Here is a 20,842-nt window from a genome sequence, read left to right as displayed (position 1 = left end):
CGGCACGGCACGGCACGGCACGGCACGGCACGGCACGGCACGGCACGGCACGGCACGGCACGGGGATGGTGTGCAACGGCATGGCCAGGGGTGGCGTCTGGCGCCCGGTGTCGGTTAGGCGGGCCGTTCCTGCGGGGTCAGTGAGTGTCCCCGTCCTCCGAATCCGGGCGGGTGCCAATATGCACGCCCAGCACCAGCGACTGCTTTGCCCGCAGGATCGTGATCTGGGCATCGGTTTCGGGCTGGATGGCAGCCACGGCGCGGATCAGGAAGCGTGCGGTTTCAACCCGTTCGGTATTCAGCCGGGTAATGATATCGCCCTTGCGCAGCCCGCCACGAAAAGCAGGGCCGTTGCGATCCACCTCGGACACCTGCACCCCCGTATGGGTAGCGCTGTCTTCCAGCGTGGCCCCCAGCCAGCCCCGGTCGATATGACCGGTCCGGCGCAGGGTTTCCACAATGGGAATGACCAGTTCGGACGGAATGGAAAAGCCGAGCCCGACCGACCCGCCGGTGGGTGACACGATGGCCGTGTTCAATGCCACGACCTGCCCCGCGAGGTTGAAGGTCGGGCCGCCTGAATTACCGGGGTTTATCGGCGCGTCCAGTTGCAGAAAATCGTCGAACGGGCTTGCCCCGATATCGCGCCCGCGGGCCGAGACAATGCCCGCCGTGACCGAAGACCCCAGCCCGAACGGGTTGCCCGCTGCCAGAATCCAGTCCCCTACCTGCACAAGGCGGCTGTCGCCCCATTGCACGTAAGGCAGGGGCTGGGGGCTGTCGATCTTGATGACGGCAATATCCGTCAGCGGGTCAAGCCCGGTCAGGGTCGCGGTATATTCCTGCCCGCCCATGAGCGAGACGGTAATCCGGTCCGCGTCCTCCACCACATGGCCATTGGTGACGATCACCCCGCTCGGGTCGATCAGGAAGCCCGAACCGGCTTCCAGCAGGTCGTCATGGTGGCGGCGCATGCGTTCGCGGTAGCGGTGTTCCAGCGGCGTGTCCCGCACGGATGACGGCAGCTTGCGCCGGGCCTGTGGGTCCGTATCCCGCGTGACGGCAATATTGACCACGGCTGGCACCACCTTGCGCACGAGTGGCGCAAAGCTGGACGGCCCCCCGCCAACAAGCGGTATGGGGGGCGCAAAGGCAGGCAGTACCTGCCGCGAGCCTGGCTGGTCACGTGCCGCAGGGCCAGCAGGTGCCGAACCGGCTGTTGCCGCGTCGGGCAGGAGCGCGTTGGCCAGCGCCGGTGTGGCAGCCCCGCCCAGCAGGACCACCAGTCCCGTTCCCGCCAGTGTGGGGACGGTGCGCGCATGCAAAAAGGCCGACAGTCCGCGCATGGACCCGCCACCGGCACCAGAGGCGGACAGGCCACGGGCCTTGCCGCACGGTATGCCGCCGCCCGGGCGTATGGAAAAAAGCCGACGTGCGAACCCTTTGCCCGTCATGGGTGTCCCCGTTCGCCCCTGTGCCGGCGTTTTGCGCAAAGGCGCTGTCATGCGGGGGGTGTCACGTCATCAGCCATACCGATTTCTGGCCCGGTTTGCGCAGTTTGTGCAACCGTTATGCGGTACCCGGGCGCCGATTTCTTGGCTTTGTCTTAATATGTGGCCCGGCTGGCATGGCCTACCATGTTTCGTTTACCATGGGGCGGCGGGCGTGGCTGCTGCCCGTTCGTGCCCGTTTCAGTTCAGTTCAGTTCAGTTCAGTTCAGTTCGGGCGCGTGCGGGGGCGGGCCGGAGCCAGGCCAGGATTTTCCGGCCAGTCGTGGCGGGGGTAGCGCCCGCGCATGTCGCGGCGCATGTCCGCCCACCCTCCCTGCCAGAAACCTGCCAGATCCGCCGTAATGGCCTGCGGCCGCCCTGCGGGGGACAGCAGGGCCAGTCGCAGCGGCACACGCCCGCCCGCCAGCCGGGGTGTTTCCGTGGTGCCATAAAATGCCTGCGCACGGGCTGTGGCCACGGGCACGGGCTGAGTATAATCGACATCCGCCCGCCCGCCGGGAAAGGGCAGGGCTGTGGGCAGTTCACGGTCGAGCCAGGTGGCGTGTGTGTAGCCCAGATGGGTGCGCAGCACGCTGGTGATATCGATGTCGCGCAGGGCGGCAGGTGTCATGCACCCTTCCATGAACGGGGCGAACCAGTCCGTGGCGGTACGCCCCAGTGCTGCGGATGAAAAATCCGGCCAGTCCTGTGGCATGTCGGTATTCTGCGGGGCCAGGGTGCGGGCAATTTCTACCCGCGCCTGAAGCTGGCGCACGGTATCGGTCCAGTTCAGGGCGGTTTCGGGGTTGGTCTGCACATGGGCCAGCAGCAGGGGGCCTGCATCTTCGGGGCGGACTTTTTCGGTGCGATCACGCAGTACCAGGCAGCCTATGCGGGTGCGCCTGCGCGCCATGATGGTACCGCTGACGGGGTCCAGCGTGGTTTCCACCTGTTCGCGCGCGCGGTCCAGCACGGCGGGGGGCAGGTTGTCGGCATCGAGCGGTGCCGCAAGCCTGATTTCCGCCGCAGCCCGCAGGTGCAGCCCTGCTACGGCCAGCAGGCGTGCGGTGCTCAGCCCGTCATCCCGTCGCAGGCGGGCATTGCTGCCATTGGCCAGTCGGAAACTGCCGATCTCGCCCCGGCTCAGGGCAATCCGGTCGGGAAAGCCCGCAGCCAGCAGGGGCGCAGCCTCGCCCTGGGCGGCAAGCCGTGGGGACAGGCCCAGCCGGGCGCGGAAACGCCCTGCCGCCTGGCGGATACGGGCCAGTGCCGCGCGGTCCGCCTGTGGGTGGTCGCCCCCGGCTATCAGGTCCAGCCGCAGGCCGATGTCGGCTGGCGGCACGGGCGGTGGCCCACCGCCGCCGCTCTGGCGGGGGCGCAACGGGTCGCGTTCTTCCAGCAGGGCGGCCAGGTCGGCGGCCAGGGCGGCTTCGGGCGGGGTGCGGGCGGCCAGCAGCATGGCCGCCAGCCGGGGGTGGGTGCCAAGGGTGGCCATGCGCCGCCCCAGCGGAGTTATGGCGCCGGTATCGTCCAGCGCGCCCAGCAGCACCAGCAGTTCACGCGCTACGCTGACAGCAGCGCCGGGCGGTGTGTCCAGCAGGGGCAGGGCGTTGTCGGGCTGTCCCGGAAGTGTTGTTCCCGTTGTTTTGGGTGGGGATGTTCCCTGTGTGCCGGTTTCCTGTGTGCCGGTTTCCTGTGCGCCAGTTCCCTTTGTGTCCGGTTCTGGCGTGCCTGTGCCCAGCGTGTCGGCCCATAATGTGGTGGCCAGCACAAAGTCGGACAGGTCCGCTTCCAGAATTTCGGGCTTGTCGTGCTGGGGCAGGGCGCGTTCGGTATGCGGGGTCCACAGGCAGTAGGCAACGCCGGGAGCTTCACGCCCTGCACGGCCTGCGCGCTGGCGGGCGGCCGCCTTTGAAATCCGCACCGTATCTAGCCGAGAAAGCCCCGCCCCCGCGTCGAACCGGGGGGTGCGCCGAAAACCGCAATCCACCACGGCGCGCACGCCCGGCACGGTCAGCGATGTTTCGGCAATGGATGTGGCCAGAATAACCCGCCGTTCACCCTCATTGCCGGGGCGCAGCACACGGGCCTGTTCGGCCGGGTGCAGTTCCCCGTGCAGGGGCAGGACCGTGACCCCCGTATCGGCCAGCAGTTGTGCCGTACGCCGGATCTCGCCCGTGCCGGGCAGAAACACCAGAATATCGCCCTGTGTTTCCGCCAGAGCCTGCCGGACCCCGTTGGCCGTGGCGGCGGGAATGTCCCGCACGGAGGGAATATCTTTCCTGGCGTGGTGTATGCTCAACTCGAACATGCGCCCGGCACTGGTAAAGACCGGGGCGTTCATATAGGCGGCCAGTTTCTCCGTTTCTGCCGTGGCGGACATGGCCACCAGCCGCAGGTCCGGGCGCAGGTTGCGTTGCAGGTCCAGGCAGAAGGCAATGGCCAGGTCCGCATCCAGCGAACGTTCATGCACTTCGTCGATGATGACGCAGGCGACCCCTTCCAGCATGGGGTCGTCCAGCAGGCGGCGCAGGAACAGGCCTTCGGTCAGCACCTCTATGCGTGTGCGGGCCGACATGGCCGAGTCCACCCGTGTGCGATAGCCGACAAAACCGCCTGCTTCTTCCCCCAGCAGGGCGGCAATGCGTTGCGCCGCCGCCCGCGCCGCCAGCCGCCGTGGTTCGAGCATGATGATCCGATCGTCCTGTGCCCGCCAGGGGGCGGCAGCCAGCACAGGCGGAATGGATGTGGTCTTGCCCGCACCCGGTGGCGCCACGACAATCGCGTTGATGGAGGTCCCAACCGTAGCCGTCCCAACCGTGGCGGTCCCGACAGGGGATGCCCCAGCAGGGGGTGTCCCAGTAGGAGGTGTCCTGGTCGGGGCGATGGCAGGGGCTTGCGCGCTGTTATGCCCCTCGGGGTCCTGTGCGGTGGCCGCCCCGGCCAGATGCGCGCACAGGGCAGGCAGGATTTCGCGGACGGGCAGGCCGTCGGCAATGCGGATCATGTCGTGCAGGGAAGGGGCTGTTTCAGGCATACGGCGAAAAAAGTCCACGGCTGGAACGGCCCGGGCCGGTCAGGCCAGAGCCGGGGGAAGAAACACCCGTCATTGTCCGCCGGGGTCTGCCGCGACCTTGCCGGGTGTCGCGGCGGCCTGCGCGCGGGAAGGGGCGGAGCATGGCGGTGCCGGCCGGTGAGCGATCCCAAGGCGGATGGTGGGGGCGGCCAAGCTTGCTGAAAAACACGCTCCTGAGCCTTACCCCCGGGCCAGCATGGTGTCAGCCCGGCCCGGAACCCGTTTGCCCGTATCCACCCGAGGGGCGGGCGGAGACGGGCTGGCGGGGTGTGTTACTGCCCCGTGGTGGTCTGCCCCGGCAGCTTGAGGAACCCTGCCTTGGGGGACAGGCTCTTGGGGGTGGATTTGGACGGGGCGGCGGCGGAACTGTCCGTACCCGCCGGGAAAACGGGATTGGGTTCACTGTCCTCCGGGCTGGGGGCGGAAGTGGCGGCAGAACTGGCTGCAGGACTGACGGCCTGCGTTGCCGCAGGGGCGGTCGACGTCCCGTCCAGCGGGGGGGCAAGGGCAGCAGGCGCCTGCCCGCCGGAGGTGGCGCCCGTGGTCAACTGGCCGGTGCCCGACGGGTCCGTGCTTTCGCCCGGGCCTGCAAGCGGCTGCGCCTGAATGGCGTCGCCCACAGGCGCGCCACCGGCATCGACCAGCCATTTGCCCAGCGAATGGCGCATTTCATATTCGAACTCGACATTCAGCGTCTGCATCATGCTTTTCGTGAGTTCATACAGATTGGCCTGGCTTTCGACATTGCCCGACGGGTCGGGGTGCAGGGTCTGCGTGGCCTGCGCGCCGGCAAAGGCCACGCGCTGCCCTTCCGGGTTGAGAATGTCGAGATGCACCGCCACCTTGCCCGACAGCGTGCCACCCGGTTCATGCAGGATGGAGGCCTGTTCGATCACGAAGCGCGCTTTGGTGGCAACCCCCACGGCACCCTTGGCCGCAAGCCGGTCCTCGGCCATCTGGCGTACAGCAACAACTGGTGGTGTGGGGGCTTTGTAGCCGATATCGCCCTCGACCGGGTGGGTTGGCGTTTTGTCGCTGATACTGAGCGAGGACACATTCAGGTTGATCTGGTTCAGGTAATCGTAACGCAGCGGAGCGAAATGCTTTGGCTGGTCGTCATCCGCGCAGCCGGCGAGCAGCGTGGGCAGCGCGAGAACCGCCGCCAGGCAGAAACGGCGCGAACGGGAAAGCAGCATCATGGCGAATACTCTGGCACAACGGGTTGAATGCGGGGAAAAAAGGCGGTTCGGCGGTCTTTACAGGTCGGCGGTAATATCCTTGCGCGGGAAATGAAAATCCTTGTTGCAGAATTCGCATGTCATCACGATTGTCCCGCTGTCCTCGCTCATGTGGTCCAGATCGTCGTCGGGGAAGGTCTGGAGCACTTCGGCCAGGCGCGCGCGGGAACAGCGGCAGCCAAACGCCAAGGCGCGTGGCTGGCTGACATGCAGGTTTTCTTCATGGAACAGGCGGTGCAGCAGTTGCGCGGGGGGCAGGCCGTCATCGAGCAGTTCGGCGGTCGACAGGGTTGACGCGAGAATGGTCGCGGTTTCCCAGTTGGCATCGGCCTCGGCATTGTCCACGACATGGGACCCGCCTTCCCCCGCGATCCGCTCCAGCACCAGACCGCCCGCACGCCAGCCGGCGTCGGTCATGGTGCATGACAGCATCAGCCAGCAGGCATGCTGTTCACTGGTGGTGAAGTAGTGGGTCGCCATGTCGGCCAGCGTGTCCCCCGCGATATCCACAATACCCTGGTGGCGGTCCGTATCGGGGCCCTGGTCCACTGTCAGCGCCAGATAGCCGCTCCCCAGCAGGTCGCGGTCCATGGGGCGGGGTGTCCTGGCCAGCAGGGCTTCCAGCGCGTCTTCATCCGTGCGGGCGTAAAAGCGCAGGGCCCCAGTGTCCGTGCAGTCGGCCACCAGCATGGAGATCGGGCCATCGCCCTTGATCTGGAGCGAGAACGAGCCCTGGAACTTCAGGGCCGAGGCAAGGCTTGCCACCAGAGCCAGCGCCTTGCCCGCAAGGCTGGTCACGGGGGCCGGGTTGTCATGCCGGGTCAGCAGCGCATCGGCCAGCACGCCAAGGCGCACAAGGCGGCCACGCACGGGCCGGCCCGCCAGATAGAAAGGCGTTACTCCGCCCGGAACCACCAGATCAGGCACATCGGGGCGGTCGCGGTCGAGAAAAGCCGGTTTTTCCATGAAAATAATTTATCCTGAGCGGGTCAGTGGCGGAAACACGGCGGCATGGCCGGGTGTTTCAGAGATCGGCGGAAATATCGAGTTCGAGTTTTTCGAGCTTCTGTTCCAAGGTGCGCTGGCCAGCCGCATCCAGCCCCAGCCCGTCCTGCAGGGCGCGCAGAAGCCCCTTGCGGCAGGCGTCATGTTCCGTATCCAGGTCGGCCGCGCGGCCACAGCGGGCCAGACAGTCCAGGTAGGAGGCGCGGAACGGCGCAAGCCTTGCGCTGTCATAGGGCAGGGTGGCCAGGATCGCGTCCAGACTGCTTTCCACCCAGCCCGGCGTGGCCGGGGTTTCTTCCGTGGTGGACGGGGTTGGAAATGCGCCGTCGTTCATGGGTTATTCCTTGCCGAAAGATGTCCAGTTCGAACCACCGAGTGTCCAGGCCAGAATGCCCTTCTGGGCATGCAGGCGGTTTTCCGCCTCGTCGAACACGACGGAGTGGCGGCCTTCGAACACGTCCTTGGTCACTTCCTCCCCTATATGGGCGGGCAGGCAGTGCATGAACAGGGCATTGGGTGCCGCGCGGGCCATCAGTTCGGCATCCACGCGGTAGGGTTCCAGCCGGGCGCTGCGCGACGCCGCTTCTTCCTGCGAGTCGGACATGCTGACCCAGGTATCGGTCACGATACAGTCCGCCCCCGTCACGGCCTCGTCAGGGTCGGACGTCCATTGCACGTCGCCCCCTTCGCGGTGGGCCCAGTCAAGGGCGGCCTGCGGCGGTTTCATGGTCACGGGGGTCGCGGCCCGGAGCGCGAAGCCGAAACGCACCGCCCCTTCGATCAGGGAGACCAGAACATTGTTGCCATCCCCCGTCCAGGCGAAGGTGCGCCCGCGCACGGGGCCGCGATGTTCCTCGAACGTCATGATATCGGCCAGGATCTGCGCCGGGTGCGAATCAGGCGTCAGGCCGTTTATGACGGGCACGTCGGCCCAGCGGGCGAGTTCGTGCAGGGTTTCGGTATTGCCTGTGCGCAGCGCGATGGCATCTACAAAGCGGGAGAGCACGCGCGCCGTATCGGCAATGCTTTCCCCCCGTCCGATCTGCATTTCCTGCGGGGAAAGCACGACCGCATCCCCCCCAAGCTGGCGGATTCCCACCTCGAACGACACGCGTGTGCGGGTGGACGGCTTGGACAGGATCAGCCCGAGCTGCCGCCCCGCCAGCGGCTGGCGCGGATGCAGGGGGAAACGGCGCCCCTGCTGCATCCGCTTCATGCTGCTGGCCACGTCCAGAATCTGGCGCAGGGTGGCGGCATCCAGGTCCTTGAGGTCAAGGAAGTGGCGCGGTGCCGTGGCCGTGTAGGAGGAGGCGGTGGCGACTGCGCTCACTGTGCGGGCTCCAGAACTGTCGATGTGCTGTTTTTGATCGTGGCGACCGCGTGCGCCAGACGGGCGACGGCCTGGCGGCAGTCATCCTCGCTCAGGGTCAGGGGCGGGACAAGGCGCAGCACGTTGTCGCCTGCCGTTACGCACAGCAGACCTGCATCCAGCACCGCTTCCTGCACGTCGCCCACGGGGGGCACGCAGCGCAGGCCGATCAGCAGGCCCAGGCCACGGCGCTCGGCAAAAATGTCCGGCGCGTCGGCCACCAGGGCGTCGAGCAGCCCGTCCAGCAGGGCGGCGCGGGCGCAGACCTGGTCCAGAAAGCCCGGCGCCAGCACCACGTCCAGCACCGCGTTGGCGGCGGCGCAGGCCAGCGGGTTGCCGCCGAAGGTGGTGCCGTGCGTGCCCGGCGTCATGCCCTGCGCCACTTTCCGCGTGGCCAGAATGGCCCCGATGGGGAACCCGCCGCCAAGCCCTTTGGCCGTGCTCATGATATCGGGGGCAATGCCTGCCCACTGGTGCGCGAACAGCCGGCCGGTACGGCCCACGCCGGTCTGCACCTCGTCCAGGGCCAGCAGCACGCCGGTTTCGTCGCACAGGGCGCGCAGGGCGCGCAGGAATTCGGGCGACGCCGCCTTGATCCCGCTTTCACCCTGAATGGGTTCGAGCATGACGGCGGCGGTTTGCGGGGTTATGGCCGCGCGCACGGCGTCTATGTCGTTGAACGGCACATGGCTGAACCCGGACACGGGCTGGCCATACCCTTCAAGGTATTTGGGGTTGCCCGTGGCGGCCAGCATGGCCAGCGTGCGGCCATGGAACGCCCCGTCCATGCAGATAATGTCCGTGCGTTCGGGGTGGCCTGCCAGCATCTGCGCCCGGCGGGCCATCTTGACCATGCCTTCATTGGCTTCCGCACCGGAATTGCAGAAGAACACGCTGTCGGCAAACGTATTGGCCACCAGCCGCTCGGCCAGTTTTTCCCCCTGGGGAATGCGGAACAGGTTGGACACATGCATGACCCGGCCAGCTTGGCGGGCAATGGCCTCGACCAGATGCGGGTGGGCATGTCCGAGCGAGCAGGTGGCGATCCCCGCCGCGAAGTCCAGGAATCGTCGACCGTCCGATGTCTGCAGCCATGCGCCTTCGCCCTGCTCGAAAGCGAGGTCGGCGCGCTTGTAGGTCGGCATTATCGGAGAAATCATGGATTCTGGTCTTTACTTTGGCGGTTGTGAGCCTGATCGGGGTGTGACGTAAAACGAAAAGAGCCCGCTGCCTGAAAATGGAGCGGGCGATCCGTTACTACCTTGTATCATGGCGCTTTGTGCGGGCGTGTGTCAAACTTCTGTCACGAAAAACCTGCATATGTGTCATGAACGCTCCGCCTGTATTTGCACGCGCCTGACAGGCTGTGTGTCGCGGGGTATATTTTCCACCCGCGCCGGGCGGGGTAAGGTGGTGGCATGAATAATGCGGCTCATACTTCTGCGGTGGTTCCGGCCCCCGCCCGCCCGGCCCCTGACCGCCCGGCCCCCGACCATTCGGCCCTGCGGCAGGCGGCGCTGGCGCATCTGGCCCGGTTCGGCACCACACGGCACGGTCTTGAGCAGGTGCTGCTGCGGCGTGTGGCGCGCTGGCAGCGCCAGGCCATTGCCGCCGGGGCGGAACCCGACCAGACCGATGCCGCGACCCGTCAGCTTGGTCCTGTCATAGCGGCTGTCGTGGCCGAAATGGTGGCCGCCGGTGCGGTGGACGACTCCGCTTTCGCCCGCTCCCGCGTGCGCAGGCTCGCACGTTCCGGCCGTTCGGGGCGGGCCATTGCCGCCCATCTGGCCGCGCGCGGGGTGGAGGCGCAGGTCAGTGCCGAGGCTCTGGCAGGCGGTGCGGATGATGATTTTGCCACCCCGCCCGGCATTGGTGTTGCGCCCCTGAGTGCGGGCGAGCGTGACCTGTGCGCGGCCCTTGTTCTGACCCGCAAGCGCAGGCTTGGCCCGTTCAGCCCCGTGGCGGAGGGGGCGGATCATGCGCCGGATCATGCGCAGGATTACGATACGGCGCACGATGCCGATACCGCAGCACCGGCGGCGCTGGCGCGGGGCAGGGCGCTGGGTGTTCTGGCGCGCGCCGGGTTCGGGCGCGACACGGCCGAGCGTGCTCTCGATATGGACGCGGAGGAGGCGCAGGAATGGCTGGAACGCCTGAAGAGCGCGCCATGAGGTGCCGGGCATGACGGAACGCCATGCGGATCGCGGGTATGACACGTGCCGGGACGGCGTGCGCATGGGCTGGCCAGTTGGTGGGCCAGTTGGTCGGTCAGTCGGTGGGCCGATCGGCGGGCTGGCCGGCGGGGCGGCGGTAGGGTCGCGCTGGACCGCGTTCCGCAATGCCTGCGGGTTGGCTGCGCAACGCCCGGTGCGGGGGGTGTGTTCCTTTTTTTGTGGCGGCGTGGCGGGGGCCAGCCTGCCTGCTGCGGAAGCATCTGGCGCCAGCGTGGCGCGCCTGTCGGTTCTGGCGTTGCTGCTGTTGCTGCCTGCCTGCGCGGGCGGAGGCTGGAACGGGTCCGTGCAGTGCGCGCCTTATGCGCGTGAACATTCCGCCATCAACCTGCGTGGCGCGGCGGCCAGTTGGTGGGGGCAGGCGCGGGGGCAGTATGCCCGCTCATCCGTACCGCGCGCGGGGGATGTACTGGTGTTCCGCCCCACGGGGCGGCTGCCCGCGGGCCATGTGTCGGTGGTGCGGCAGGTGCGCAATACCCGGCTGGTGCTGGTCGATCACGCCAACTGGGAGCCGGGGCGGGTAACACGCCGCGCCCCCGTGGAGGATGTCTCCCCCGCCAATGACTGGACACGGGTGCGCGTGTGGTGGACCCCGGTGGAGGGCATGGGCAAAACCGTGTATCCCGCATTCGGGTTCATAGAGCCCACCCCACCCGACAGGAGTTGAGAAAAGCCGGGTTTGCGGGCGTCTGGCGGGCCTGTTCGCTCGCGCAGGCGTGCATGAAGGAAAAACTTGCATGAACGGGCATTCGCCCTCATGTACTGCTGGCTGCTTCAAGGTTGGAAGACGGGTCGCGGTGTCGCGGCGCAGGTAAGGAAGTATGAAATGGGTAGCTTGAGCATCTGGCACTGGCTGATCGTGCTTGTGGTCGTGCTGGTGGTGTTTGGCGGCGGCGGCAAGATCAGCACGCTGATGGGTGACGTGGCCAAGGGCATCAAGTCCTTCAAGAAACACATGGCCGACGATGAAACGATGGAGGACACCTCCAGCCGTAATGGCGGGCATATCGCCCCGCCGGTTCCCCCCGTTGCCGAACAGCGCACCAACGCGCCTGCCGATCAGGCCGGTCGACAGTAAGTCACGATTGCGGAAAAACGGACGTCATGACAATGGATAACCCGGTTCTGGACCGGCGGAGCGGCCTGCTGGAATCCGGCGCCCTGGACATCGTGCGCGCCGGGCAGAGAATGGATGCGCGCGGCTGGGTGCCCGCAACGGCGGGCAACATCAGTTGCAGGCTGGCTGACGGGCGTATCGCCATTACGCGCTCTGGCTGCCACAAGGGCTTCCTGAACCCTCAGGACGTGATAACGGTGGACGAGACCGGTCGCCCGCACGATCCCGCGCACAGGCCCAGTGCCGAAACGCTTCTGCACTGTCAGGTCTACCGCCGCATGCCCGATGTGGGGGCGGTGCTGCACGGGCATTCCGTCGCATCCACCGTGCTGTCCATGATCGAGCAGAGCAACGCTCTGATCCTGCGGGATTACGAGGTGCAGAAGGTGTTCGACGGCCAGACCACGCATGACGCAACCGTGACGGTACCACTTTTTGCCAACGATCAGGATATCGCGCGGCTGGCGGGCGAGGTGGAGCCGCATTTCGGCTCCATGCCGGCGGGCTATATCATTCGCGGGCATGGTGTCTATGTCTGGGGGCGTGACATGGCCCAGGCCCTTGCCCGGCTGGAAGGGCTTGAATTCCTGCTGGCCTGCCTGCTGCAAAGACGAACACTAGAAAAAGGAACACCGGCTCCATGAGCAGCTTGGTCGTTTATGACGATGGCCAGCCCGAAAACCCGTCTTTGCGCACGCAGGACGTTGGGGAGATCGCGCGTATTCTGGCCGCCCACGATGTGCGCTTCGAACGGTGGGAAGGCCCGGCCATTCCCCCGCGCGACGCGACCGAGGAACTGGTGTTGCAGACATACCGCCCCTGGCTGGACCGCCTGATGGGTGAAACCGGGGCCGGCTCGGCCGATGTGCTGCGTGTCAGCGCACAGACCCCCAATTACCCCGCCCTGCGGCAGAAATTCCTGTCCGAACATGTCCATAGCGAGGACGAGGTACGGTTTTTCGTGCATGGCGGCGGGCATTTCATCCTGCATCTGGATAACCAAGTGTACGATGTGCATTGCACCCAGGGCGACCTGATTTCCGTGCCGGAGGGCGTAAAGCACTGGTTCGATGCGGGGCCGGAGCCCGATGTGGTGGCTTTGCGGATTTTTACCCACAAGGAAGGCTGGGTGGCGCAGTACACCGGCAGCGACATTGCGGGGCAGTTCCCCGCCTACGCCGCGTGAACGAGGGGCCGATGCGCGAAAATACGGGGGACACCCCACGAGTCGTCCTGCTGGATATCGAAGGCACGACCTTGCCCGTGGCCTTTGTCCACAAGGTTCTGTTCCCCTATGCGCGGCAGTACCTGCCCACATTGCTGGCACAGCGCGCGACCGACCCCGCAGTGGCCGAGGCGCTGGCCCAGACCCGGCAACTGGCCCCCGATGTCGCGCCGCAGCTCCAGCTCGAACGCTGGATGGATGAAGACGCCAAGGTGGCCCCGCTCAAGGCCCTTCAGGGCCTGTGCTGGGAACAGGGGTACCGGCAGGGCGACCTTGTGGCTGACCTGTACGCGGATGTCGTGCCCTGCCTGCGCGCGCTCAAGGCGGCGGGGCTGGTGCTGGCGGTGTATTCCTCCGGCTCGGAACCGGCCCAGAGGCTGATTTACGGCTACACCCACCAGGGCGACGTGACAGACCTGTTCAGCGCGTTTTTCGACCTGCGCGTGGGGGGCAAGAAAGAGGCCGCCAGTTATCGCCATATTCTGGAGGAAACCGGCTGGCAGGCGGGGGATGTCCTGTTCCTGTCCGATGTCGTGGCCGAACTGGACGCGGCGGCGCAGGCGGGACTTCAGGTCTGCCAGATCGCCCGGCCCGAAGACGGCACGGTGGCCGGCACGCACCATCGCGTCGCGGCGTCGCTGCCAGACGCGGTGCGCCTGTTCGGGTTGCCGGGGGGCGCATAAGGTGCTGACGCGTGCCCGGCTTCATACGAACTGGCGGGGTATTCCCGATACTGCGCGGGGCTGTGCGGCGGCCCTTGGCAATTTCGATGGCGTGCATCTGGGCCATGCCCATCTGATCCGCTCCGTCCATGCCGCCCGACCGGACCTGCCCCGCGCGGTGGTGACGTTCGAGCCGCACCCGCGCGAGTTGTTCCGCCCGCAGGACCCGCCTTTCAGGCTCACCCTGTCCGAGGAACGCGTTGCCGCACTCGAGGCGCTGGGCGTCGAACATGTGTTCGAAATCCCGTTCGACCGCGCTTTTTCCAACCTGAGTGCTGAAGAATTCGTCCGCGATGTGCTGCATGACGCGCTGGGCCTGCGGCATGTGGGCTGCGGGCCGGATTTTGCCTTCGGGCACCGGCGCGGGGGCGATATCAATTTCCTGGCCGAGCGGACGCAGGCGCTCGATATCGGGCTGACACAGGTGCCCGCCCTGGCCGATGCAGGGGGGCCTTTTTCCTCCACCCGCATCAGGCGGCTGTTGCAGGACGGCTACCCCGAACGCGCGGCCGAGGAACTGGGGCGCCCCTGGTTTATCCGCGGTGTGGTCCAGCATGGGGACAAGCGTGGCCGCCTGCTGGGCTTTCCCACCGCCAATATTGCACTGGGTCGGCACCTCGAACCCGCGCGTGGGGTCTATGCCGTCACAATCCGCCTGCCGGGCGGGCATACGCGCATGGGGGTCGCCAATGTCGGGCGCCGCCCCACCATAAACGACGGGCAGGAAAGCCGGCTGGAAGTCCATCTGTTCGATTTCGAGGGCGATCTGTACGGCCAGCAGTTGTCGGTGGCCCTGCATCGCCTGCTGCGGCCCGAAATGCGCTTTGCCGGTCTGGACGAACTCAAGGCCCAGATCGCACAGGACGCGGACCAGGCCCGCCAGCTTCTCGCACCTGCCCCTTGACCCTGCGCCGTTCCTTTTTGATAAGGGACGGGTTGGCCGCACCCCGCGCGAGCCATGGCCGGACCTGCCATGGCGTCTGCCGTGGCGCGCTGGCTGGCTGCCTGCTTTCCGCCGTGCCTGTCTGTTGCACCACGCACCCGAACCGAAGTGATTTCCGCCGCTCATGACCTCATCCAGTGAACCGGACAAGACGTCCCCCGCCGATCAGTACCGCGATACGGTGTTTCTGCCGCGTACGTCTTTTCCCATGCGGGGCGGTCTGCCAACGCAGGAGCCCAAATGGCTGGCCCACTGGCAGGACACGGGGCTGGATGCGCGTCTTGCGGCCCAGGCCGAGGGGCGGCCTACCTTTACGCTGCATGACGGCCCGCCCTATGCCAACGGCAACCTGCATATCGGTCACGCGCTGAACAAGATCAACAAGGACGTGATCAACCGCGCACACCGCATGGCGGGCTACGGCGTGCGTTACGTGCCGGGCTGGGACTGTCACGGCCTGCCGATCGAATGGCGGGTGGAAGAGGAATACCGCAAGGCCAAGCGCGATAAGGACGGCGTGCCGGTGCTGGAATTCCGTGCCGAATGCCGGGCCTATGCCGCGCACTGGCTGGGCGTGCAGATGGAGGAATTCAAGCGGCTGGGCGTGCAGGCCGAATGGCACAACCGCTACGCCACCATGGATTTTTCGTCCGAGGCGGCCATTGCCGAGGAAATCGGGCGGTTCCTGCTCAACGGCAAGCTGTATCGCGGCCTGCGTCCGGTCATGTGGAGCCCGGTTGAAAAAACCGCCCTGGCCGAGGCCGAGATCGAATATCACGATCATACCTCCACCACCATTTTCGTGGCTTTTCCCGTCATCAAGGACCCCACGACGGCCCATGCCCTGGCCGATGTGTCGGTCGTGATCTGGACCACCACACCGTGGACCATTCCTGCCAACCGCGCGCTGGCTTACGGCCCCGAGATCACCTACGTGGTGCTGCGGGTGGATGAAACGTCCGAAGGTGCGCTGCTGGAACCGGGTGCGAAGGTGCTGGTGGCCGAAGCCCTGGTGGACGATTTCTGCCGCGAAGCCCATGTGGCCGCGCACCGCGTGCTGTACACCCTGCCGGGCAGCGCGCTGAAAGGCGCTGTCTGCGCGCATCCGCTCCGCGGTGCGGGGTACGATTTCGACGTGCCCATGCTGCCGGGCGAATTTGTCACCACCGAGGCCGGAACCGGGCTCGTGCATCAGGCTCCGTCCCACGGTGAGGACGACTTCCTGCTGTGCAGCGCCAACGGTATCGAAGTGCCCGAGGCCGTGCAGGCCGATGGCACCTATGCCCCCTGGGTGCCGGGCTTTGCCGGTGTGCATGTGTTCAAGGCGGCCGATGTGGTCTGCGCAACACTGGTCGATGCGATGGAGCGCGCCAATGCGGCGGGCACGGCACCGGCCGGGCTGATCGCGCGCGGGCAGATCGTGCATTCCTACCCGCATTCATGGCGGTCACGCGCGCCCGTCATCTACCGGGCCACGCCGCAATGGTTCATCCGCATGGATGGCGAGGACTCCCTGCGCGAAAACGCGCTCAAGGCGCTCGATAACGTCACCTTCGTGCCCGCGCAGGCCCGCAACCGCCTGACCTCCATGGTGCGGACCCGCCCCGACTGGTGTATCAGCCGCCAGCGCGCATGGGGCGTGCCCATTGCCGTGTTCGTCGAAAAACGCACGGGCGAGGTCCTGCGCGACGCGGATGTCATGGCCAGCATTGTCGAGGCGTTCCGCACCGAGGGCGCGGATGCGTGGTACAGTTCTCCCCCCGAACGTTTTCTGGGCCCCGACCGCAAGGTGGAGGACTACGATCAGGTTTTCGATATTGTCGATGTCTGGTTCGAAAGCGGGTCCACCCATTCCTTCGTGCTGGGGCGGCCGGGCCTGACATTTCCCGCCGACCTGTATCTGGAAGGGTCGGACCAGCATCGCGGCTGGTTCCAGTCCTCCTTGCTGGAAAGTGTGGGCACGCGCGGTGTCTCGCCGTTCAGGGCGGTGGTGACCAACGGCTTCGTGCTGGACGAACAGGGCCGCAAGATGTCCAAGTCCCTGGGCAATGTCGTCGCCCCGCAGGACGTGAACGACAGCCTGGGTGCGGATGTGCTGCGCCTGTGGGTCATGAATTCCGACACGAACGACGACCTGAGAATCGGCAAGGAAATTCTCAAGCAGCAGGGTGAGCTTTATCGCAGGCTGCGCAACACGCTGCGCTGGCTGCTGGGTGGGCTTGACGGCTTTACGGAGTCTGAAACGGTGGCCTATGCCGACCTGCCGGACCTTGAACGCTGGGTGCTGCACCGCGTGTCCGAACTGTCGGGCCTTGTGGCCCGCGCGGTGGAAACCCATGAATGGGTGGGTGTCTACCCGGCCCTGCACGGGTTCTGCACCACCGATCTTTCGGCTTTTTACTTCGATATCCGCAAGGACGTGCTGTACTGCGACGCCCCGTCCAGCCCCACGCGACGGGCGGTACGCACGGTGCTTGATATCCTGCACCGCTGCCTGAGCACATGGCTTGCCCCGGTTCTGGTGTTTACGGCGGAGGAAGCCTGGGCCGCGCGCTTCGGGACCGAGACCAGCGTGCATGAACAGTCCTTCATGGACATGCCGGTGGAATGGATGAACCCGGAACTGGAAGAACGCTGGGCCAGTATTCGTGGCGTGCGCCGTGTCATCACCACTGAAATCGAAGGCGCGCGCCGGGCCGGGCAGATCGGTTCGTCCCTTCAGGCGCAGGTGGAACTGACCCTCTCGCAGGAGGAAGCCGCCCTGTTCGCGGGCGTGGACTGGAGCGAACTGGCCATTGTCTCGCATGTCGATGTCGTAATCGACCCGACATCCTCCTCGGTCTATGTGCCGGGTGAGGAAGGGGGGCTGCTGCATGGCGCGCCGGTGGTGCGCGTGGCCGAGGGCGAAAAATGCGCCCGGTGCTGGAAGGTGCTGCCCGAAACCGGCACCCGTGCCGAGTATCCCGGCCTGTGCCTGCGCTGCGCGGATGTCGTGGAACAGGCTGGTGGCAGCGCGGTTGGCGGCGTTCCTGCCGGCGGTGGCGCGTGAGCGTTCAGGCCATGAGCAGACCTTTCATGCTGCGGCCGTTCGGGTTGGGCCTGCTGGCCCTGGCCCTTGTGCTGTCGGCCGATCAGGTGAGCAAATACTGGATTCTCTACGGTCTGGACCTGCCCGACAGGGGCAGCGTGCGGCTGCTGCCGTTCCTGAACTTCACCATGGTCTGGAACCATGCCGTGACATTCGGCATGTTCGGCGGGCTTGGCGGGGCGGGGCGTATCGTGTTCTCGGTGATCTCGCTGGGTGTGGCGGCGGCCCTGCTGGTATGGATGTTCCGCACCCCCAGCAGGCTGACGGCGCTCTGCGTGGGTGCGGTGACCGGCGGGGCCGTGGGCAATGTCATGGACCGCCTGCGGTACGGGGCCGTGGTGGATTTTGTGCATGCCCATGCATTCGGCTGGTCTTGGTATGTGTTCAACGTTGCTGATTCGGCTATAGTGTGTTCGGTATGCGTGCTGCTGCTTCAGAATTCCCTGTCTGGCGGAAGCAAGGCATCTCAATGATCGTCCTCCTCAAGGACACCAGCCCGCAGACGGTCCCTGCGGCTTTTTCAGGATGAGTAGAAAGCAGATGATGGCGCGCCGTGTTTCAACCCTGGTTTCTCCGTTGCTGCTGCTTGGTAGCTGCGTCATGCTCAGCGGCTGCTCGGGCAGCGAGACCGCGCGTGCGTTCGGGCTGGAACGCAGTATGCCGGACGAATATACCGTCACGACCCGCGCCCCGCTTTCCATGCCGACCTCCGACGAACTGGCCAAACCCACCCGTAACGGTGACGAACGTCGCCAGGATGAGAGCGAACGCCTGCAGGCGCTCGAAACCCTGTCCCCCGACGTGGCGCTGCGCGGCACGAACGGTGACACCAGCGAGGGCCAGACCATTCTGGTGAACGAAGCCGCCGCCGCGTCCGACACGGTGGACACGGGCGAACTGGCCTCCTCGGGCTCCGGGTTTGTCGAGCAGCTCATGTTCTGGAAAGGTGGGCACGCAGGCACGGTGGTGGACGCCAAGGCCGAGAACCAGCGCCTGAAAACCAACGCGGCGCTGGGCAAGCCGCCCACCAAGGGCGCGACCCTCACCACGAATGTCCGGCAGTAAGCCCGGTTCCCAACATCCAGCCCTGACCGGCGGGGCGCGGCCCGACCCGGCTCTGCCCCCTCCCGTCGGGGCCGATACCGTAACCACGCGGCCACTGCCGGTCCGGCGCCTGCCCGAGGTGATCGTCAACCGCATTGCCGCGGGCGAGGTGATCGAACGCCCGGCTGCGGCCGTGAAGGAACTGGCCGAAAACGCGATCGATGCCGGGGCCACGCGGCTGGAAATTACCCTGGCGGGCGGCGGGGTGGAACGCATTATCGTCACGGATGACGGCGTGGGCATGACCCCCGACGATCTGGTTCTGGCGGTGGAGCGGCACTGCACATCCAAACTGCGTGATGAAACGCTGGTGCATATCGCAACCCTCGGTTTCAGGGGGGAGGCCCTGCCATCCATCGGGGCGGCGGCACGGCTTGCCATTACGTCGCGCCGCCGCGACCCGGCCATGTCCGGCGGCACAGCACAGGCGGAACAGGTCGGGGCATGGCGGATCAGGGTCGAGGGCGGTGCCACGACGCCGCCAGAGCCCGCTGCCGGGGCTGCGGGTACCACCGTTGTGGTGGAGGACCTGTTCTTTGCGACCCCGGCCCGGCGCAAATTCCTTAAATCCGCGCGTGTGGAAGGCCGCCATGTCGAAAACGTGGTGCGTCGTCTGGCCTTGGCCGTGCCGCAGACAGCGGTGCGTTTCGTGCTGGACGGCCGGGTCGTGCTCGACCTGCCGGCCCAGGACATGGCGGCACGGGTGGCGGCCCTGCTGGACGCCAGCCAGACGGATGAATTGATCGCCATAGAGGGCGCGCGCGACGGCATGACCCTGGCGGGGTTTATCTGCCCGCCTTCCATCCACCGGGCCACGGCCAGCGGGCAGTTCATGCTTGTGAATGGCCGCCCCGTGGTGGACCCCGTGCTGCGCACGGCGGTACGGGTGGCCTATCGCCGGGTTATCGAGGCGGGGCGTCATCCGGTCGTGGCCATCATGCTGAGCGTGCCACCGACCATGGTGGATGTGAACGTCCACCCCGCCAAGACTGAACTGCGCTTTGCCGACGAAGCAGCAGTCCGCTCGCTGGTGATCGGCACCATCCAGCGCGCGCTCGAACATGGGGCGGGTGTTGTCGGTGTAAGACCGGTGCTGTCCGCCACATCCCGGGGCGCGCGGATCTGGTACCCGCCCGAAAACCGACCCGAAAACCGGCCCCTGACCACACCGGACATGGCACGTATCGGCCCCGGCCCGGCGGGGGGACTGCCTGCTGGCGCCACGGGTGGCGCTTCCGGCGGGGTGCCGATGGCCGCACAGGGGCAGGGTGCTGCATCGGGCTTTGCCGAATCCCGCCTGCAATTCGGCGATGCACCACAGGCGCGCACCATTGCCCCGGCTTACCCTGTTCCACCGCCCGGTACCGGTGCTTATGCGGAAACGCCGGACGATCCGTCCGCCCCCCTGCACCAGGGGGCAGGGGGCAACGGCGTTGCCGCTACGGGTGGCCCTGGGGGTGGCTTTGGGGGTGGCCCTGGTGGCGGTTATGGGGCGGCTCCGGGGGCCACCCGTGGCGGCGGGGCTGGCAGTGCGCATCCGCTTGGGGCTGCGGTCGCGCAGGTGCTGGATACGTATATTATGGCCGTGGCGGACGATGGCAGCCTTGTGCTGGTGGACCAGCATGCGGCCCATGAACGGCTGACCCACGAACGCCTGCGCACGCAGTTTCTGGGCGGGCGGGTGCAGGCGCAGCGCCTTCTGGTGCCCGACGTGGTGGACCTGCCCCGTGCACAGGTGGAAAGTCTGCTGGCGTGTCAGCCGGTGCTGGAAAGACTCGGCGTGGAACTGGAAGCGTTCGGCGGGGATTCGGTGCTGGTGCGCGCGGTGCCCGCCATGCTGGGCGGCACCGATGCGTCGGGCCTGCTGCGCGATCTGGCGGATGAACTGGAACGCGACGAACACGGCGCCCCCGATGAAATGGCAGCCCTCGACGGCAGGCTGGACGCCGTGATCGCCCGTATGGCCTGCCATGGCAGCATCCGTGCCGGACGCAGGCTGACGGCGGAGGAAATGAACGCCCTGCTGCGCCAGATGGAGGCCACGCCACGCGCTGGCACCTGCTCGCACGGGCGGCCGACATGGCTGAAACTGAGCCGCGCGGATCTGGAAAAGCTGTTCGGACGCCGCTGAGCACAAAACCGTGGTCGGCAGAACGTGAACTGCCACATGCTGGCCTCGGGCCCCAAAATGGCGCAAGTATTTCAGCACTCTTTCATCCAACTTATACGGTGGT

At 66.6% G+C, this 20,842-nt stretch carries 18 protein-coding genes; 11 read left to right on the top strand and 7 right to left on the bottom strand.

Annotation, left to right across the window (positions count from 1 at the left end; genetic code table 11):
• Window positions 1–137: 137 nt before the first annotated feature.
• The 7 genes from ABF990_RS11805 to ABF990_RS11775 form a co-directional block, all read right to left on the bottom strand.
• Window positions 138–1,454, bottom strand: coding sequence for a S1C family serine protease (locus tag ABF990_RS11805; protein ID WP_415500238.1), 1,317 nt, complete (start codon window positions 1,452–1,454; stop codon window positions 138–140).
• A gap of 262 nt (window positions 1,455–1,716) precedes the next feature.
• Window positions 1,717–4,527: an ATP-dependent RNA helicase gene (locus ABF990_RS11800; RefSeq protein WP_415500237.1), complete on the bottom strand. Its 2,811-nt coding sequence runs from the start codon at window positions 4,525–4,527 to the stop codon at window positions 1,717–1,719.
• Window positions 4,528–4,838: 311 nt separating this feature from the next.
• Window positions 4,839–5,765, bottom strand: coding sequence for a hypothetical protein (locus tag ABF990_RS11795; protein ID WP_415500236.1), 927 nt, complete (start codon window positions 5,763–5,765; stop codon window positions 4,839–4,841).
• Window positions 5,766–5,822: 57 nt separating this feature from the next.
• Entirely contained in the window at window positions 5,823–6,770 is a 948-nt protein-coding gene (locus tag ABF990_RS11790) for an Hsp33 family molecular chaperone HslO (protein WP_415500235.1), read from the bottom strand.
• 58 nt (window positions 6,771–6,828) lie between these two features.
• Window positions 6,829–7,143 carry a hypothetical protein gene (locus ABF990_RS11785; protein ID WP_415492465.1) on the bottom strand — a complete coding sequence of 105 codons (315 nt, stop codon included), beginning with the start codon at window positions 7,141–7,143 and terminating at the stop codon, window positions 6,829–6,831.
• Window positions 7,144–7,146: 3 nt separating this feature from the next.
• Complete coding sequence (gene argF / locus ABF990_RS11780) at window positions 7,147–8,139, bottom strand: ornithine carbamoyltransferase (protein ID WP_415492464.1); 993 nt, start codon at window positions 8,137–8,139, stop codon at window positions 7,147–7,149.
• Complete coding sequence (locus ABF990_RS11775; RefSeq protein WP_415500234.1) at window positions 8,136–9,338, bottom strand: aspartate aminotransferase family protein; 1,203 nt, start codon at window positions 9,336–9,338, stop codon at window positions 8,136–8,138. The genes argF and ABF990_RS11775 overlap by 4 nt, the downstream gene beginning before the upstream one ends.
• A 258-nt stretch (window positions 9,339–9,596) precedes the next feature.
• Here ABF990_RS11775 and ABF990_RS11770 point away from each other — a divergent pair, with 258 nt between their 5' ends.
• The 11 genes from ABF990_RS11770 (at window position 9,597) to mutL (ending at window position 20,739) form a co-directional block, all read left to right on the top strand.
• Window positions 9,597–10,349 carry a RecX family transcriptional regulator gene (locus ABF990_RS11770; protein ID WP_415506622.1) on the top strand — a complete coding sequence of 251 codons (753 nt, stop codon included), beginning with the start codon at window positions 9,597–9,599 and terminating at the stop codon, window positions 10,347–10,349.
• Between the two features lie 274 nt (window positions 10,350–10,623).
• Complete coding sequence (locus tag ABF990_RS11765) at window positions 10,624–11,076, top strand: CHAP domain-containing protein (protein ID WP_415492369.1); 453 nt, start codon at window positions 10,624–10,626, stop codon at window positions 11,074–11,076.
• A 159-nt stretch (window positions 11,077–11,235) separates the two neighbouring features.
• On the top strand, window positions 11,236–11,487 hold the full coding sequence (locus ABF990_RS11760; protein WP_415492364.1) for a twin-arginine translocase TatA/TatE family subunit: 252 nt from the start codon (window positions 11,236–11,238) through the stop codon (window positions 11,485–11,487).
• Window positions 11,488–11,519: 32 nt separating this feature from the next.
• Window positions 11,520–12,170: a methylthioribulose 1-phosphate dehydratase gene (locus tag ABF990_RS11755; protein WP_415492368.1), complete on the top strand. Its 651-nt coding sequence runs from the start codon at window positions 11,520–11,522 to the stop codon at window positions 12,168–12,170.
• Window positions 12,167–12,712 carry a 1,2-dihydroxy-3-keto-5-methylthiopentene dioxygenase gene (locus ABF990_RS11750; RefSeq protein WP_415500940.1) on the top strand — a complete coding sequence of 182 codons (546 nt, stop codon included), beginning with the start codon at window positions 12,167–12,169 and terminating at the stop codon, window positions 12,710–12,712. Before ABF990_RS11755 ends, ABF990_RS11750 begins: the two co-directional genes overlap by 4 nt.
• Window positions 12,713–12,723: 11 nt before the next feature.
• A complete protein-coding gene (gene mtnC, locus ABF990_RS11745) occupies window positions 12,724–13,434 on the top strand; it encodes an acireductone synthase (protein ID WP_415500941.1) in 711 nt (236 codons plus the stop codon).
• A 4-nt stretch (window positions 13,435–13,438) separates the two neighbouring features.
• Complete coding sequence (locus ABF990_RS11740) at window positions 13,439–14,377, top strand: bifunctional riboflavin kinase/FAD synthetase (RefSeq protein WP_415492367.1); 939 nt, start codon at window positions 13,439–13,441, stop codon at window positions 14,375–14,377.
• A 163-nt stretch (window positions 14,378–14,540) separates the two neighbouring features.
• On the top strand, window positions 14,541–17,465 hold the full coding sequence (ileS, locus tag ABF990_RS11735; protein WP_415492361.1) for an isoleucine--tRNA ligase: 2,925 nt from the start codon (window positions 14,541–14,543) through the stop codon (window positions 17,463–17,465).
• A gap of 11 nt (window positions 17,466–17,476) precedes the next feature.
• On the top strand, window positions 17,477–17,977 hold the full coding sequence (gene lspA, locus ABF990_RS11730; RefSeq protein WP_415492360.1) for a signal peptidase II: 501 nt from the start codon (window positions 17,477–17,479) through the stop codon (window positions 17,975–17,977).
• A gap of 70 nt (window positions 17,978–18,047) precedes the next feature.
• Complete coding sequence (locus ABF990_RS11725; protein WP_415500942.1) at window positions 18,048–18,569, top strand: DUF3035 domain-containing protein; 522 nt, start codon at window positions 18,048–18,050, stop codon at window positions 18,567–18,569.
• Window positions 18,556–20,739, top strand: a complete 2,184-nt coding sequence (mutL, locus tag ABF990_RS11720; protein WP_415506621.1) for a DNA mismatch repair endonuclease MutL — start codon at window positions 18,556–18,558, stop codon at window positions 20,737–20,739. Before ABF990_RS11725 ends, mutL begins: the two co-directional genes overlap by 14 nt.
• The last annotated feature ends 103 nt before the right edge of the window (window positions 20,740–20,842 follow it).

Source organism: Acetobacter sp., from assembly GCF_047723915.1.
In the GTDB taxonomy this organism is placed as follows: domain Bacteria; phylum Pseudomonadota; class Alphaproteobacteria; order Acetobacterales; family Acetobacteraceae; genus Acetobacter.
This window is presented reverse-complemented; position numbering and strand designations above follow the sequence as displayed.

Coding starts and splice junctions, on each gene's coding strand:
- ABF990_RS11805 (WP_415500238.1), bottom strand. CDS start 1,454: ATGACGGGCAAAGGGTTCGCACGTCGGCTTTTTTCCATACGCCCGGGC.
- ABF990_RS11800 (WP_415500237.1), bottom strand. CDS start 4,527: ATGCCTGAAACAGCCCCTTCCCTGCACGACATGATCCGCATTGCCGAC.
- ABF990_RS11795 (WP_415500236.1), bottom strand. CDS start 5,765: ATGATGCTGCTTTCCCGTTCGCGCCGTTTCTGCCTGGCGGCGGTTCTC.
- ABF990_RS11790 (WP_415500235.1), bottom strand. CDS start 6,770: ATGGAAAAACCGGCTTTTCTCGACCGCGACCGCCCCGATGTGCCTGAT.
- ABF990_RS11785 (WP_415492465.1), bottom strand. CDS start 7,143: ATGAACGACGGCGCATTTCCAACCCCGTCCACCACGGAAGAAACCCCG.
- ABF990_RS11775 (WP_415500234.1), bottom strand. CDS start 9,338: ATGATTTCTCCGATAATGCCGACCTACAAGCGCGCCGACCTCGCTTTC.
- ABF990_RS11770 (WP_415506622.1), top strand. CDS start 9,597: ATGAATAATGCGGCTCATACTTCTGCGGTGGTTCCGGCCCCCGCCCGC.
- ABF990_RS11760 (WP_415492364.1), top strand. CDS start 11,236: ATGGGTAGCTTGAGCATCTGGCACTGGCTGATCGTGCTTGTGGTCGTG.
- ABF990_RS11755 (WP_415492368.1), top strand. CDS start 11,520: ATGGATAACCCGGTTCTGGACCGGCGGAGCGGCCTGCTGGAATCCGGC.
- ABF990_RS11750 (WP_415500940.1), top strand. CDS start 12,167: ATGAGCAGCTTGGTCGTTTATGACGATGGCCAGCCCGAAAACCCGTCT.
- mtnC (WP_415500941.1), top strand. CDS start 12,724: ATGCGCGAAAATACGGGGGACACCCCACGAGTCGTCCTGCTGGATATC.
- ileS (WP_415492361.1), top strand. CDS start 14,541: ATGACCTCATCCAGTGAACCGGACAAGACGTCCCCCGCCGATCAGTAC.
- lspA (WP_415492360.1), top strand. CDS start 17,477: ATGAGCAGACCTTTCATGCTGCGGCCGTTCGGGTTGGGCCTGCTGGCC.
- ABF990_RS11725 (WP_415500942.1), top strand. CDS start 18,048: ATGGCGCGCCGTGTTTCAACCCTGGTTTCTCCGTTGCTGCTGCTTGGT.
- mutL (WP_415506621.1), top strand. CDS start 18,556: ATGTCCGGCAGTAAGCCCGGTTCCCAACATCCAGCCCTGACCGGCGGG.